Here is a 13,737-nt window from a genome sequence, read left to right as displayed (position 1 = left end):
GCCGCGGCGCGCGGCGGCGGCGCGGCCAGGTTGCGCGGCTGTTCGGCCGGCACCAGGCGGGGCGCGCTGGTCGGGCGCGGCGGCGGCAGGCTGCCCTGGGTGGGGGCCAGGCTCGACTGCGCCCCGGCCGCCCCGGGGCCCAGCAGCAGCATCGCGAGCAGGGCGGTTCGGAGGGTTGCCATGCCCGATCCCTCCCTCATCCGGGCGGGTCGGGTCAAGCGCGCTATAGGGTCGCGATCTGCCCTGCGCCCACTGCGCCAAGGAATGTCACCACGCCGGCGACTTCCACCCCCTCGGCCAGCGACTCGGCGGCGATGCCTTCGGCCTTCAGCCCGGCCTCGCAGGCGATGCGGCGGATGCCGAGCTCGGCCGCGGCGTCGGCCAGCATGGCCAGGGTGGCGACGCCGCGGGCGGCCAGCAGCGCCTCCCGCGCATCGTCCAGCAGGGGGGATTGCGCCAGGAACAGGCGGCAGCCGGCATTGCTGGCGAAGACCACCACCTCCCGCCCGATGGCCGCGGCGCCGGTGGCCAGCACCAGCGCGTAATGCGCCCGGTCGTGATCGCCGGACAGCAGCAGGATGCCGAGCGGCGGGTTCACACCGCGCCGGCCGGCGCGGCCGGCACCGGGCAGGCCGGCCCGGCCGGCACCGCATGGGCGGAGAGGTCGTGGATGGTCGGATGCGCGCCACACAGCGCGCAGGCCGCGTCGCGCCGCAGCTTCACGGTGCGGAAGCGCATGTCCAGCGCATCCCACAGCAGCAGGCGGCCGGAGAGGTCCTCGCCGATGCCGAGGATCAGCTTCAGCGCCTCCGTCGCCTGCAGCGTGCCCATCACCCCGGTGACGGCGCCGAGCACCCCGGCTTCGCCGCAGCTCGGCACCAGGCCATCCGGCGGTGGTTCCGGGTGCAGGCAGCGGTGGCAGGGATGCGGCGCGCCCTGGTGGCTGCGGAACACCGAAAGCTGGCCCTCGAAGCGCAGCACGGCGGCGGAGACCAGCGGCCGGCCCAGAAGGTGGCAGGCATCGCCCAGCAGGAAGCGGGTGGCGAAATTGTCGGTGCCGTCGCAGACCAGATCGTATTGGCCCAGATTCGCCCAGGCCCAAGCCGCATCCAGGCGGCGGGCGTGGATTTCCACCTTCGTGTCCGGGTTCAGCGCGGCGACCGATTCGGCGGCGCTTTCCGCCTTGTTGCGGCCGATGCGGGCGGTGGCGTGGGCCACCTGGCGCTGCAGGTTGGACAGTTCCAGCCGGTCATCGTCGATGATGCCCAGCGTGCCGACGCCCGCCGCCGCCAGGTACAGCGCCAGCGGCGAGCCAAGCCCGCCGGCGCCCACCAGCAGCACCCGCGCCGCGCGCAGCCGGGCCTGGCCGGTCGCCCCCACCTCCTCCAGCAGGATGTGGCGGGAATAGCGATGCAGCTCGGCATCCGTGAAGTCGAGGTCCATGGCCGGGATATGGGCGCGGCCGCCGGCGGGTTGCAAGCGGTCGGTTCACTCGCGGTTAGCCGGGGTGGTGGCAGATGCGGGCGGCATGAGCGGGATGGCGGTGCGGATGCGGCGGCTGGCGTGCCTTTTTGTGTTCCTGTTGCTGTCGGGGCGGGCCCTGGCCTGCCCGGACCTGCTGCTGGGCGACAGCCTGGCGGTGGGCATGGCGGCGGAGGCGCGGGCGGCGGGCTACCAGGTGCTGGCGCAGGAAGGTGCCGGGCTTGCCTGGCTGCGGCAGCAGGCGCCGCGCTGTGCCCGCCGGCTGATCCTGGTGTTCGGCACCAATGATCTGCGCGGCCTGGGGCCGGAGGCGGCGGCAGCCTATCCGCGCCAGATCGCCGCGGTGATGGAACGCTGGCCGGCGGAGCGGACGTTGTGGGCCACCCCCGGCTGCTTCGCGCGCGATCCGGCGCTGGACGCCGGCAGCACCCTGCTGGACCGCGCGCTGCAGGCGGCGCGCGACCACGCCGATGCCGCGCTGGCGCATCTGCCGGCGCTGCATCGCGGCCGCGTCGCCCGCTGCACCTATGACAGCGCCGATGGCGTCCACCCTACCGCGGCCTTCTACCGCGCCTGGTGGGCCGGGCTGCAGACTGCCCCCGCCATGGCTCAGCGCCCGGTGGAAAGGATTCCGGCCAGCGCCTCCGCCACCGCCGGCAGGCCGAGCGCCGCCATGGCCGTGTCCCAGCCCTCCGCCGCGCTGATCAGCGCCTCCGTCCCAGGGGCCAGCGGCAGGCCATAGGCGGCATCCACCAGGGCGGCGGAGCGCAAGGCGGCGAAGACCAGCAGCGCCAGCCCCACCACCAGCGCCGCCCGCCCCGCCGGCCGCGTGGCGCTGCGCGGGGAGAAATCATCCGTGCCGCTCTCGGCCTGCGTCTGCAGCCAGGGCTGTCGCATCCTGCCGCGCCTCAGAACTGGAAATAGATGAAGGGCGCCACGCCGGCCGGCGCCGCCAGGATGATCGCCGCCATGGCCAGGCCAAACACCAGGCCGAGCACCGGCGCCGGCAGTGGCCGCAGCACCGCCTCCGCCCGCTGCCGCAGGTCCGGCGGGGCGAAATGCAGCGCCAGGCCGAGCGCCGCGATGGCCAGCAGCCGCGGCGTCCACAGGCTGTCCGGCGCGCCCTGCGCCAGGCCTTCCGCCAGCGCGCCGATGGTCGCGAGATCCGGCGCGCGGAACAGCACGAAGGCGGCGACCACGATGTGGAAGGTGACGGCCCAGCGCAGCAGCCGCCCGAGCCTGCCCGTGGCGGCGGCGCGCAGGCCCAGCGCGCGTTCCGCCACCAGCGCCGCGCCGTGCAGCGCGCCCCAGAGCACGAAGGTCCAGGCGGCGCCGTGCCAGATGCCGCCCAGCAGCATGGTCAGCAGCAGGTTGCGCCGTGTCCGCGCCTCGCTCCCCCGGCTGCCGCCGAGCGGCTTGTAGAGGTAGTCCCGCAGCCAGGTGGAAAGCGAGATGTGCCAGCGGCGCCAGAATTCGGACAGCGTCAGGGCGCGGAAGGGCTGGTTGAAATTGCGCGGGAAATGATAGCCGAGCAGCGCCGCCAGCCCGATCGCCATGTCCGAATAGCCCGAGAAATCGCACCAGATCTGGATGGTGTAGCCATAGCAGGCCAGCAGGATGTCCAGCGGGCCATGCGCCAGCGGGTCCCGGAACACCGGGTCCACCAGCCCGGTCGCCAGCTCGTTCGCCATCACCATCTTCTTGGCCAGCCCGCCCAGGATCAGCAGGCCGGCCATCACCACCGGCACCCGCGCGCGGTCCGGCAGGGTGTGCAGCTGGGGCAGGAAATGCGCGGCGCGGACGATGGGGCCGGCCGCCAGATGCGGGAAGAAGGTCAGGTAGACCAGCACCTTGAGCGGCGAGGCCTCGGCCCGCGCCTCGCCGCGATGCACGTCCACCATGTAGGAGATGGCCTGGAAGGTGTAGAAGGAGATGCCGACCGGCAGCAGGATCTCCGGCGCCGGCAGCGGCGGCAGGCCGAGCGCGGCCCCGAGCGGCGAGGCTTCCCGCAACAGGAAGCCGGCATATTTGAACCAGCCGAGCCAGGCCAGCACGCCGCCGATGCCCAGCGCCAGGGTGCCCCGCTTCCGCCCGCCGGCAGCGACCAGTCCGAACCCCCAGGCCCAGAGACCGACCGCGACCAGCGCCACGCAGAATTCCACGCTGAAGGCGGCATAGAACACCAGGCTGGCCAGCAGCAGCAGCGGCAGCACCAGGCGCGGCGCGTGGCGCACCGCCAGCCAGTGACCGGCGAAGACCGCGGCGAAGAAGATCGCGAACAGGCCGGTGGGGAACAGCATCCGGGGGCGTCAGGCGCCGGCGGGGCCGAGGCCGGTGCCGCGCAGCAGGTGCGCATGCAGGCGCTCGGCCGTCAGGCGGTAGCCCTCATTGGTGAAATGCACCAGATCGGGCCGCATCAGCGGCGGGTCAGCCTGCGCCAGGGCGGGCAGGCGGCAGGGGTCGCGGGTCACGGCATCCGACCAGTCGAAGAAGCCGGCGCCATCCCGCGTCGCCACCCGGCGCTGCACGTCCCGCACCCTTTGCAGCGCCGGCAGCGGCGTGACGGCGCAGCCGCGGCGCCGACCGCGCAGCGGCCGCCCGGCATCCGGCACGCCCATCAGCAGGATGCCGCTGCGCGGGCTGGCGCGGCGCAGCGCGGCCAGGCGCCGGGACAGGGCCAGGGCGTAGGCGGTGGCATCGAAATCCCGATCCGTCGCCTCGTTGGTGCCGAATTCCAGGATGATCAGCGCCGGCGGCGCCACCGCCAGCTCCCGCTCCAGGATCTCCGGGCTGCGGTTGTCCAGGCTGGCCAGGGTGGCGCCGTTGATGCCGAAGGATTCCACCAGCACCCCCCTGCCGCGCCGGTCCACCCCCCAGCCCAGCAGCGTCAACGGCCCATCGCCCTGCAGTTCCACGGCCACCTCCCGGCTGCCGGGGGCAAGGTCCAGGCGGATCAGGCGCAGCTGCGGGGTCGCGGTGCGGGATTCACGCGGCGTGTCCGGCTGGCCGGCGGCCAGGACGCGATAGCTGCCGCTGTCCGGCCCGCAATGCAGCGCCAGGTGCAGGCGGTCGAAGCCGCGCGGGTCGGTGCCGCGCAGGCTGATGCGGTCGCCCGGCCGGCTGCCGGACAGGCGATAGCCGGTCAGGCCGAAGGGGCCCGGCGTGGCCGAGCGCAGCGCGCTGGCGGCCTGCCAGTCACCGTCCTGCGTCAGGCTGAGCCCGGCGGGGGTGAAGCCGCGCTGGGCGCGGCCGGGCGGCAGCCGGCCGGGGCCAATGGCGCCGAAGCGGGCCTGCAGCAGGTCCCGCAGCCGTTCCGCCATCCGCGGATGGGCCACATGGCTGTCGCCCAGCACCAGCACCAGGGCGCGGCCTTCCTGCCCCGCGGCCAGCGCCCGCAGCGCCTGGCCGAGCGGGGCGTAGGGGGTGGCCGGGCTGTCCGGCAGCAGGGCCTCGAAATCCCGGTCCGGCGGGGAGTCCAGCCCCAGGGCGCGCTGCGCCACCTCCGCCGCCGAATCGCGGCGGGTGGGCGGGACATCGGCGCGGCAGGCGGCAAGGCCGGCGCCCAGCGCGAGAATCAGGCCGCGTCTGTCCAACATCCTGCGGCCGCATCCTTATCCTGTTCACCCGGCGCTGCTATTGTTGCGCAGATCGACGTCGCTGCGGAGTGCCTAGGATGCGGGCTTGTCGCTTCCCTGCCGGCTGGTCTCGGCGGGCCGCCCTTCTGGGGGCGGGGTCCATGCTGCTCGGCTGGCAGATGGCGGCCGCGCGGGCCGAGCCGCCGGCGGTGGTGCCGCCCGAGCCGAAGGAGCCGGAGCGCCCGGCGCCGGCGCGCGTCGTGCCGGATCGGCTGACCGTGCTGCTGCTGGGGGATTCCCTGGCCCAGGGCCTGTTCCTGTCGCTCCACCCGGTGCTGCGCCGGCGGCCGACGCCGCGCCTGGTCAATGGCACGCTGCACGCCACCGGCGTGACCCGCACGGATGAGCATGACTGGCGGTCGGTGACGCATGACCTGGTGGCGCTGCACCAGCCGCAGCTCGTCGTCTTCTGGATCGGCGCCAATGATTTCCGCCCGCTGGTGGTGCGGGAGGAACGCGCCCGCCACCGCTTCGGCACCACCGGCTATGCCGAGCACTACACCCGCCGGGTGATGGAAATGGCCGGCCACGCCACGCAATCCGGCGCGCGCGCCATCTGGCTGGGCCTGCCCAACATGCGGGAAGCGCAGTTCGCCGGCGCGGTGCGGCAGCTCAACGCCATTCAGCAGGCCGCCGCGGAGACCGCCGGCGCCGTCTGGGTCGACACCTGGGAAGCGACGAGCGACGCCGAGGGCCGCTACCTGCCGGCGGTGGGCGAGCCCAGCGCCGCCCGAACCTTCCGCGCGGAGGATGGCGTGCATTTCACCGGCTGGGGCTATCTGCGCATCGGCAGCCTGCTGTTCGACCAGGCGGCGGCGCATTTCCCGGACCTCGCCCCCGGGCTGGGCCGGCTGGCGGAGGCCTGATCAGCCGGCCCAGTCCCGCCAGAAGCCGTCCACCGCCGGCCGCACAGGGCGCGGACGATCCGCCGCCGGCGTGCCGACATAGATCCAGCCCAGCAGCCGGTCCGTCTCCGCGAAGCCCAGCGCCGCCTTGATGGCGGGGTCCTGCAGCGCCGGGGAGGACAGCCAGCAGCAGCCGAAGCCCTGGGCGTCCAGCGCGTTCAGGAAGTTCATGATGCCGGCGGCGGCGGTGGCTTCCTGTTCCCAGTCGGGGATCTTCGGATGCGGGCGGAGGGCCGCGCCGGCAGCCACCAGCAGGGGGGCGCGCAACGGCTTGGCGCGCTCCAGCGCCAGCCGCGCCTCCGGCGTTTCCGGCGCCCGGGCCAGCATGGATTGCGCCAGCAGGTCGCCGAGGCGGGCGCGGGCCTCGCCCTGGATGCCCAGGAAGCGCCAGGGGCGCAGCCCGCCATGGTCCGGCGCGCGCAGGGCGGCGGCGACCGCCACGGCCAGGGCCGGCGCATCCGGCGCCGGATCGTGCAACAGGCGGGGCGGGACCGAGGCGCGGGCGAGCAGGGCGTGCAGCGCCGGGTTCGCATCGGCCTCGGGGGTGGGGAAGGGGGCTTCAGGCATGGTCGTCCTGCGGCGGGATGCGACCTAGTTGATGCGAGCCATTCTCAATTGCAAGCCCCGGCACAAAAAGCGGGGGGCGGCCTGCACCCCCCGCCACCCGCCTCGCAGGCGCTTCAGCCGTAGATGTCGGCCGGGCTGTCGCGGCGCAGGCTCTCGCCCAGCTCTCGGCCCATCCGCGCCGCATCGGCCGGTGCGCCCTGCAGGGTGCGCTTCAGCAGGAAGGAGCCATCGGCACGGGCCACCAGCCCGGTCAGGTGCAGCGCCCCATCCGCCAGCAGCCTGGCATGGCCACCGATCGGCGTGCGGCAGGACCCGTCCAGCGCGCCGAGCAGCCCGCGTTCCGCGGCGCTGACGCAGGCGGCGTCACGATCCTCGATGGCGGAGAGCAGCTCGCGCAGCTCCACATCGTCCGCCCGGACGGTGACGCCGACGATGCCCTGGCAGGCGGCCGGCACCATCACTTCCGCATCCAGCACCACCGCGGCCTCATGCGCCATCTCCATGCGCTTGAGGCCGGCGATCGCCAGCAGTGAGGCCTGCGGCCCGCCTTCGGCCCGCACCTTGGCCAGACGCATCTGCACATTGCCGCGGATGATCTCCACTCGCAGATCCGGCCGGGCATGCAGCAGCTGGCTCTGCCGGCGGATGGAGGCGGTGCCGATCAGCGCGCCCTGCGGCAGGCAGGCATAGGGGTCTTCCGCCGGCGCGCCCGGGCAGGTGGGGCCGAGCACGATGGCATCGCGGCTGTCTTCCCGCTGCAGGGCGCAGGCCAGCACGATGCCGGGCGGCAGTTCCGTCTCCAGGTCCTTCATGCTGTGGACCGCGAAATCCACGCGGCCATCCAGCAGCGCCTCGTGGATTTCCTTGGCGAACAGGCCCTTGCCGCCGATATCGGCCAGCCGCCGGTCCTGCACCTTGTCGCCGGAGGTGGCGATGACGCATTCCTCGAAGGCGTTCACCTGCCGCAGCAGCGGGCAGACCTTGGTGATCAGGCCGAGGAAATGCCGCGTCTGCCACAGCGCCAGCGGCGAGCCGCGGGTGCCCACCTTCAGCGGCAGGGTGCGGGTGGACTGGCGGTGCTGCGGCGAATGGCCATGGATGGCGCCGCGCCGGCGCAGGGCCTCGGCGCCGGTGGAGTCCTGGGAAGAGAGCAGCATGATCAGGCGTCTCCACGCGAGGTCGAGGCGGTACGGTCCAGGCGCGGGCCGCTGAGCCCGAGAAGATGCGCCATGTCCTTCAAGAAAATCTTGACGTGCGTCATGGGATCGCGGCGAACGAGTTCCTTGTTCATGTACGCCTCCCAGGTCAGACGCTGGACGTCCTTGTCCCGGCAGATGGCGACGAACTTCTCGCGGCGCTTGTCCGATGAATACCAGAAGTACTGCATGATCCCGAGGATCATGAAGACCCGCCCATGCAGCTTCATGAAGCGCTTGCGGGCGCCGGCCAGCGCCTGGGCCTGGCCGGTGGCGCAGAATGCCGCCGCGGCATCGGCGGCCAGCCGGCCGCACAGCATGGCGTAGTAGATGCCCTCGCCGGAGGAAGGCGCGACCACGCCGGCGGCATCGCCGGCCAGCACCACGTCCCGCCCATTGTCCCAGCGCTTCAGCGGCTTCAACGGGATGGGCGCGCCTTCGCGGCGGATGGTCCGCATCCGGTCCAGCCCGGTCGAGGCGCGCAGCGCACCGACCGAGCCGCGCAGCGAGAAGCCCTTCTGCGCGGAGCCGGTGCCGATGCTGACCTTGTCGCCATGCGGGAAGATCCAGGCGTAGAAATCCGGCGAGAGCTTGCCCTGGTAGAACACGTCGCAGCGCTTCGCCTCGTATTTCGGCGCCTCGCCGTTCCTCGGGGCCTCGACGATCTCGTGGTAGGCGAAGACGCAGGGGATCTTGTCCGCGCCCTTCACCGATTGCTTGGCGACCTGGCTGCGCGCCCCATCGGCACCGATGACGCAGCGCGCCCGGAGCCAGACCGGCGGCGCGCCTTCCGGCGCCCCCTTCGGGTGGTATTCCACCACCGCCATGCCGTCCGCATCGCGGAGCAGGCGGGTGAAGCTGCCGGTGGCGCGGACCGCGCCCGCTTCCGCCGCGCGGACGCGCAGGAATTCGTCGAAGCTCTCCCGCTCCACCATGCCGACGAAGCCGCCATCGATCGGCATGTCGACCTCGGTCTCCGACGGCGCGATCATCCGCGCCGCGTTGATGCGGGCCACCAGCAGATGCGCCGGGATGTCGAACTCCCGGATCAGCCGGGGCGGGATGGCGCCACCGCAGGGCTTGATGCGCCCGGCCCGGTCCAGCAGCAGCACGCTGCGCCCCTGCCGCGCCAGGTCGTGCGCCGCGGTCGCCCCCGACGGGCCGCCGCCGACGACGACGACGTCGTATTCCTTCGTGGCCATCATGCCTGTTGCCTCCCGATCAGCTTCCGGACATTGCCGGGGCTGTAGCGTTCCGTGTGTGGGTCGGCCGTGGCGCGACCGATCCGGCGCGCCAGCAGGGCGGCGGCCAGGAACAGCGCGGCATCGGCCAGGAAGACGGTGACGTAGCCGCCGCCGGCGCTGCCGGTCAGCATCCGGCCGAGGTCCAGCACCACCGTCCCGGCCAGGCCGCCGGCGCCGAAGGCGATGGCCTGGGCGGCGCCGAACAGCCCCATCCGCACGCCCTGCCGCCCCTCGGCCCCCTGCGAGACCAGCTGCATCATGCTGGCGATGGCCGCCGCGGCGAAGGCACCATTGGCCAGGCCCAGGGCGAAGAAGCTCGCCTGCAGCGGGAAGGCGGCGCCCGCCATCCCGGCGCCGGCCAGCGCCACCAGCAGCGCCGCCGCCGCCAGGCAGCCGCCCAGGATCCAGCCGCGCAGAACGGCGACGCGGCCGCCGGAAAGGCTGCCGACGATGGCGATCAGGATCATCCCCGCCAGCACCCCGCCATGCTGGACGGAGGAGAGGCGCGTGGTCTCGCCGAGGGTCATGCCGAAGACCGTGCCGGCGAAGGGCTCCAGGATCAGGTCCTGGGCGCTGTAGGCCAGCATGGAGACGAAGACGAAGATGGTGAAATGCCGCGCCACCGGCTCCGCCCACACTTCGCGCAGCGCCGGGCCGAAGGCGGTGCGCGGCCCGCTGGCGGAGCGCGCGGCGGAGGGTCCCTCGATGCCGGCCACCGCCAGCAGCGCCAGCAGGAAGGCCAGCACGGCGACACCGGCCGCCACCGCCACCAGGCGCGGGCCGGAATAGGGGTCCAGCAGCCGCCCGGCGATGGCCGTGGTCAGCACGAAGCCGGCGATCATCATGATCCAGACCAGGGAAGCCGCCGCCGGCCGCCGCTGCGGCGCCACCCGGGCGGCCAGCAGCACCAGCAGCGAGGTGCCGGCGGCGCCGACGCCCAACCCCACCAGCAGGAAGGCCAGCACCGCCAGGGCGATGCCGGGGACCAGCGCCGTGCCCATCCAGGCCGTCGCGACCGCCGCCAGCACGCCGCCCAGGCCCAGCACCGCCATGCCGCCGATGATCCAGGGCGTGCGCCGGCCGCCCTGGTCCGAGCCATGGCCGAGCCGCGGGCGCAGCATCTGCACCGCATAGTGCAGCGCCACCAGCACGCCGGGCAGGCTGGCCGGCAGCGCGTGTTCCACCACCATCACCCGGTTCAGCGCCGCCGTGGTCAGCACCACCACGGCGCCGAGCGCGGTCTGCACCAGCCCGAGCCGGACGATGCCGAGCCAGCCCAGCGGCGGCAGCGCGGCGTTCTGCGTGCCGTTCATGGCGTGGCCCCGGCCGGCGCCAGCGCCAGCGCCGCCGCCATCATGCCGGAGACATAGAGCAGGATCCCGGTGCCGTTGTACCAGGGCGCCAGGCCGCGCGGGTCGGTCAGCAGGCGCCGCATCAGCAGCAGCTGCGCGGCCAGCGCCGCGCCCACCAGCGCCGCCGTGCCCGGTGCGCCCCAGGCCGCCAGCAGCCCCACCACCACCGCCTGCGGCAGGGCCATGAACCAGCAGGCCAGCTGCGCCGCCCGCGCCGCGCCGAGCATCACCGGCAGGGAGCGCAGGCCGAACCGGGTATCGCCCTCGATCGACTTGAAATCGTTCAGCGTCATGATGCCATGTGCGCCCAGCCCATAGAGCAGCGCCACCGCCACCACCCGCGCATCCGGCGCGGCGCCGGCCAGCACGGCGGCCCCGGTGATCCAGGGCAGCGTCTCGTAGGACAGGCCACAGGCCAGGTTGCCCCACCAGCCATTCTGCTTCAGCCGCAGCGGCGGGGCGGAATAGATCCAGGCCATCACCACCGCCAGCACCGTCGCGGCAAAGCCCCAGGGGCCGAGCGCGAGCCCGACGCCGAGCGAGGCCAGCGTCCAGGCGATGGCGATCACCAGGCCCCAGCTGCCGGGGATGCGGCCGGAGGGGATCGGCCGGTGCGGTTCGTTCACCGCATCCACATGCCGGTCGTACCAGTCGTTCACCGCCTGGCTCATGCCGCAGACCATCGGCCCGGCCAGCAGCACGCCCAGCGCGATCAGCGGCGCGTTCGGCCAGATGGCGGCGCCGGAAGCGGCGACGCCGCAGCCGAAGGCCCACATGGGCGGGAACCACGTCACCGGCTTCAGCAATTCCAGCACCGCGGCCGGCTGCAACCGGGCGGCGGGAAGGCCGAGGGTGGTGGCCGGGTTCGCCATCGGCGTCAGCCCTGCTGCTCGTCGAGGTCGCCGAGGCCGTAGCGCCGCAGCTTCACATACAGGCTCTGGCGCGACAGGCCGAGCATCTCGGCGGCCGAGGCGCGGTTGTCGCCGGTCAATTCCAGCGCCGCCTCGATGCACAGGCGCTCGATCGCGTCGGTCGCTTCCCTTACCAGGTCCTTCAGCGGCACGCGGCCGATCAGCTCCGTCAACTGCTCGACCGACCGGGTGGCGCCTTCGGCAGCGCGGGCGGCGGGGCGGCTGCGCGGGCCGATGTCGCGGATCTGGAAGCCGAAGCAGGGCTGGCCGCCATTCATCACGGAAACGGCGGAGATCTCCACCTCCGCCCGCCCGCCCAGCTCGCCCTGCAGCGTGGTGGCATAGAGCCGCACGGCGCCGGCCTTGCGCAGGTTGGACAGCAGCACCTCCAGCTCCACGCCCTGGCGGCCCAGCCAGCGGTCCAGCGGTTCGCCGCGCGCCTGGTCCTCCGTCGTGAGCTGCGCGAGGTCCAGGAAGGCGGCGTTGGCGGTCAGGATCTGGGCATTGGCATCGGTGACGACGAAGCCGTCCGGCGCCGCCTCCATCACCTTCAGGGTCTTGGCCTGGGCTTCCGGCAGCACGATGCCGGGCTGCCCGGGCTGGGTCGGGGACAGGCGTACCAGGAACAGCAGCCCCCCCTCCTGCCGGAAGGTGGAGGCGGAGACGATGACGGCGATGCTGCCTTCCGCCAGATGGGCTGCCACGTCATCGGCGCGGCCGGCGCTGCGCACCGTGGCCAGCAGCGCCTGCACCGCGGGGCGGTCCTCGGCCTCGAACAGGTCGGCCAGGGCGCGGCCGGAGACGCGGCGGGCGGCGCGGCCGAACAGGCGCTGCGCGGCCGGGTTCGCTTCCAGCACCTTCTGCTGGTCCGCATCCAGGATCAGCACCGGGTCCATCGCCATCTGGAACAGCAGCCGGTAGCGGGTTTCGGCCTGGCGCAGGCGGGAATAGTCCCGCTCCATGGATTGCTGCACTTCGACCATGCGCTGCTGCAGCTGCGACAGCGGGCGCAGGTCGCGGCCGAACACCACATGCCGGCCGCCCTGGCCCAGCTTCGCCACGCTGCACAGCAGGGGGATGGTGGCACCCCGGCTGGCCATCTGGTTCAGGTGCCGCCAGCGGGCGGCATCGCGCGGCGCGTTGGGCGCCAGCATCGCCTCCACCTTGGCGCGGCTGTCCTTGGCGACGGTCTCGATCCAGTGCCGGCCGAGCCACGCCTCCGGCCCGTCGAATTCGCGCGCCAGTTCGTCGCTGCCGAAGGCGAGGTCGCGGATGATGCCGGATTCGTCAAGCACGAGGGCGAGATCCGCGGCGGCGGCGATCAGCCCGGCGGCTGCCTCCGCATCCAGGGGGCCAAGCGTCGTCCTGGGGGTCGCGAAAGATTTCACGGAGCCTTCCGTCCTTCATCCCAAGGGTCCCCTCCCTGGCCTGTCCTCCTGGTGTCCAAGTCCAGTGCTCACTTTTCTCCTGTCCCGCGGTGCGCATTAAGCCTCGCGCATCAACAGCGCCAGCAGGGTCTCGGCCTTGAGCGCCGCCTGCTGGCCGTCCGCCGCCGTCGCATCCGCCCCCACCAGCGCGGCCAGTTCGGGCCGTGCCTGGAATGCCCGTCCGCCGACGAGCACCCCGATTCGCGGATTGCGGGAGGCACGCCGGATCTCCCGGATCGCTGCCGCCAGGATTTCGAGCCGGTCCTCGCTGGCCAGCGAGAAGCCGATGGCGGCGAACCATTGCCGCCGCACCAGCGCCGCCAGCTCCTTGATCGAGGCGCCGGTGCCGCTGCTCACTTCCCAGCCCTGGCGACGGAAGAACTCGCCCACCATCAGCAGGCCGAAGCTGTGCTGTTCCCCCGGCGCGGGGGCCAGCAGCACGCGGCGGTCCGGCTGGGTGCGGCCATGCCGCGGCTGAAAGGCGGGGCTGTTCTCCAGAACCACCTGCTGCAGGCAGCACAGGCCGATGGTCACCGCGGTGAAGTCGCAGCGATCCTCCTCCCACATCTCGCCCAGGCGGCGGGCCACCGGGGCCAGCAGGCTGAGGTAGATGACATCCAGCCGCATGCCGCGCGCGGTCAGCGCGCCGACATAGCCCAGCGCACCGGCCAGGTCGCCGCGCATCGCCAGGCCGGCGAGGACGGAGACATCCTCGGCCTGCGGGGCGCTGCCAGTGGGGCTGTCGATATAGGCGGGGGTGTTGGGGGCCTGGCGGGAGAGCACCAGGCGGGGAATCACTTCCGTCTCCAGCGTGCGGGCCAGCACGGCCACGCGGCGGCGTTCGCCACGGCTGGGCGGCGGGCCGCGCTGCAGCCGGCGCGTCGCGCCCTCCAGGTCCAGATGCCGCCCGGCGGCTTCCTGCTGGCTGCCATCCTGGGGCACGCCATGCCCCGACCCCGCTTCCTGGGTCTGTCCGGCTCGTTCAGCCATATGCTGTGCTGCCATCATTGGCTTCGCG

At 73.3% G+C, this 13,737-nt stretch carries 14 protein-coding genes; 2 read left to right on the top strand and 12 right to left on the bottom strand.

The window, feature by feature from the left end; all coding sequences use genetic code 11:
* The 3 genes from HEQ75_RS23430 to HEQ75_RS23420 all read right to left on the bottom strand — a co-directional run.
* On the bottom strand, positions 1-182 hold a 182-nt coding region (locus HEQ75_RS23430; protein WP_209318732.1), incomplete at its 3' end, for a hypothetical protein.
* Positions 183-223: 41 nt separating this feature from the next.
* Positions 224-598: a DsrE family protein gene (locus tag HEQ75_RS23425; RefSeq protein WP_168034551.1), complete on the bottom strand. Its 375-nt coding sequence runs from the start codon at positions 596-598 to the stop codon at positions 224-226.
* On the bottom strand, positions 595-1,443 hold the full coding sequence (locus HEQ75_RS23420; protein ID WP_168034550.1) for a HesA/MoeB/ThiF family protein: 849 nt from the start codon (positions 1,441-1,443) through the stop codon (positions 595-597). Before HEQ75_RS23420 ends, HEQ75_RS23425 begins: the two co-directional genes overlap by 4 nt.
* A gap of 85 nt (positions 1,444-1,528) precedes the next feature.
* Between HEQ75_RS23420 and HEQ75_RS23415 the strand changes: the two genes are divergently transcribed.
* Entirely contained in the window at positions 1,529-2,224 is a 696-nt protein-coding gene (locus HEQ75_RS23415) for an SGNH/GDSL hydrolase family protein (RefSeq protein WP_168034549.1), read from the top strand.
* Positions 2,225-2,390: 166 nt separating this feature from the next.
* On the opposite strand, the gene HEQ75_RS23410 is transcribed toward HEQ75_RS23415, so the two are convergent.
* Positions 2,391-3,782, bottom strand: coding sequence for an MBOAT family O-acyltransferase (locus HEQ75_RS23410; protein ID WP_168034548.1), 1,392 nt, complete (start codon positions 3,780-3,782; stop codon positions 2,391-2,393).
* Positions 3,783-3,791: 9 nt separating this feature from the next.
* Positions 3,792-5,078, bottom strand: coding sequence for a GDSL-type esterase/lipase family protein (locus HEQ75_RS23405; protein ID WP_168034547.1), 1,287 nt, complete (start codon positions 5,076-5,078; stop codon positions 3,792-3,794).
* Between the two features lie 140 nt (positions 5,079-5,218).
* On the opposite strand from HEQ75_RS23405, the gene HEQ75_RS23400 reads away from it, so the two are divergent.
* Entirely contained in the window at positions 5,219-5,983 is a 765-nt protein-coding gene (locus HEQ75_RS23400) for a DUF459 domain-containing protein (RefSeq protein ID WP_168034546.1), read from the top strand.
* On the opposite strand, the gene HEQ75_RS23395 is transcribed toward HEQ75_RS23400, so the two are convergent.
* The 7 genes from HEQ75_RS23395 to HEQ75_RS28905 all read right to left on the bottom strand — a co-directional run bounded on the left by HEQ75_RS23395 (position 5,984) and on the right by HEQ75_RS28905 (position 13,709).
* The gene (locus tag HEQ75_RS23395; protein WP_168034545.1) at positions 5,984-6,589 is read right to left on the bottom strand and encodes a nitroreductase family protein; all 606 of its coding nucleotides are present in this window, start codon (positions 6,587-6,589) and stop codon (positions 5,984-5,986) included.
* A gap of 113 nt (positions 6,590-6,702) precedes the next feature.
* A complete protein-coding gene (hemC, locus tag HEQ75_RS23390; RefSeq protein WP_168034544.1) occupies positions 6,703-7,746 on the bottom strand; it encodes a hydroxymethylbilane synthase in 1,044 nt (347 codons plus the stop codon).
* 2 nt (positions 7,747-7,748) lie between these two features.
* The gene (locus HEQ75_RS23385) at positions 7,749-8,990 is read right to left on the bottom strand and encodes a geranylgeranyl diphosphate reductase (protein ID WP_168034543.1); all 1,242 of its coding nucleotides are present in this window, start codon (positions 8,988-8,990) and stop codon (positions 7,749-7,751) included.
* Positions 8,987-10,342, bottom strand: coding sequence for a BCD family MFS transporter (locus tag HEQ75_RS23380; RefSeq protein WP_168034542.1), 1,356 nt, complete (start codon positions 10,340-10,342; stop codon positions 8,987-8,989). The genes HEQ75_RS23385 and HEQ75_RS23380 overlap by 4 nt, the downstream gene beginning before the upstream one ends.
* The gene (gene chlG / locus HEQ75_RS23375; RefSeq protein WP_168034541.1) at positions 10,339-11,253 is read right to left on the bottom strand and encodes a chlorophyll synthase ChlG; all 915 of its coding nucleotides are present in this window, start codon (positions 11,251-11,253) and stop codon (positions 10,339-10,341) included. The genes HEQ75_RS23380 and chlG overlap by 4 nt, the downstream gene beginning before the upstream one ends.
* 5 nt (positions 11,254-11,258) lie before the next feature.
* Positions 11,259-12,680 carry a transcriptional regulator PpsR gene (ppsR, locus tag HEQ75_RS23370; protein ID WP_168034540.1) on the bottom strand — a complete coding sequence of 474 codons (1,422 nt, stop codon included), beginning with the start codon at positions 12,678-12,680 and terminating at the stop codon, positions 11,259-11,261.
* A gap of 96 nt (positions 12,681-12,776) precedes the next feature.
* Positions 12,777-13,709, bottom strand: coding sequence for a cobalamin B12-binding domain-containing protein (locus tag HEQ75_RS28905; RefSeq protein WP_168034539.1), 933 nt, complete (start codon positions 13,707-13,709; stop codon positions 12,777-12,779).
* Positions 13,710-13,737 lie beyond the last annotated feature (28 nt).

Origin of the sequence: Falsiroseomonas selenitidurans, assembly GCF_012103215.1 — a bacterium.
GTDB lineage: Bacteria > Pseudomonadota > Alphaproteobacteria > Acetobacterales > Acetobacteraceae > Falsiroseomonas > Falsiroseomonas selenitidurans.
The sequence above is the reverse complement of the archived record's forward strand: the minus strand, read 5'-3'. Positions and strand labels throughout refer to the sequence as shown.

Excerpts from the sequence above, each read along its gene's own strand:
- HEQ75_RS23420 (WP_168034550.1), bottom strand. The coding sequence starts at position 1,443 with ATGGACCTCGACTTCACGGATGCCGAGCTGCATCGCTATTCCCGCCAC.
- HEQ75_RS23415 (WP_168034549.1), top strand. The coding sequence starts at position 1,529 with ATGAGCGGGATGGCGGTGCGGATGCGGCGGCTGGCGTGCCTTTTTGTG.
- HEQ75_RS23410 (WP_168034548.1), bottom strand. The coding sequence starts at position 3,782 with ATGCTGTTCCCCACCGGCCTGTTCGCGATCTTCTTCGCCGCGGTCTTC.
- HEQ75_RS23405 (WP_168034547.1), bottom strand. The coding sequence starts at position 5,078 with ATGTTGGACAGACGCGGCCTGATTCTCGCGCTGGGCGCCGGCCTTGCC.
- HEQ75_RS23400 (WP_168034546.1), top strand. The coding sequence starts at position 5,219 with ATGCTGCTCGGCTGGCAGATGGCGGCCGCGCGGGCCGAGCCGCCGGCG.
- HEQ75_RS23395 (WP_168034545.1), bottom strand. The coding sequence starts at position 6,589 with ATGCCTGAAGCCCCCTTCCCCACCCCCGAGGCCGATGCGAACCCGGCG.
- hemC (WP_168034544.1), bottom strand. The coding sequence starts at position 7,746 with ATGCTGCTCTCTTCCCAGGACTCCACCGGCGCCGAGGCCCTGCGCCGG.
- HEQ75_RS23385 (WP_168034543.1), bottom strand. The coding sequence starts at position 8,990 with ATGATGGCCACGAAGGAATACGACGTCGTCGTCGTCGGCGGCGGCCCG.
- HEQ75_RS23380 (WP_168034542.1), bottom strand. The coding sequence starts at position 10,342 with ATGAACGGCACGCAGAACGCCGCGCTGCCGCCGCTGGGCTGGCTCGGC.
- chlG (WP_168034541.1), bottom strand. The coding sequence starts at position 11,253 with ATGGCGAACCCGGCCACCACCCTCGGCCTTCCCGCCGCCCGGTTGCAG.
- HEQ75_RS28905 (WP_168034539.1), bottom strand. The coding sequence starts at position 13,709 with ATGGCTGAACGAGCCGGACAGACCCAGGAAGCGGGGTCGGGGCATGGC.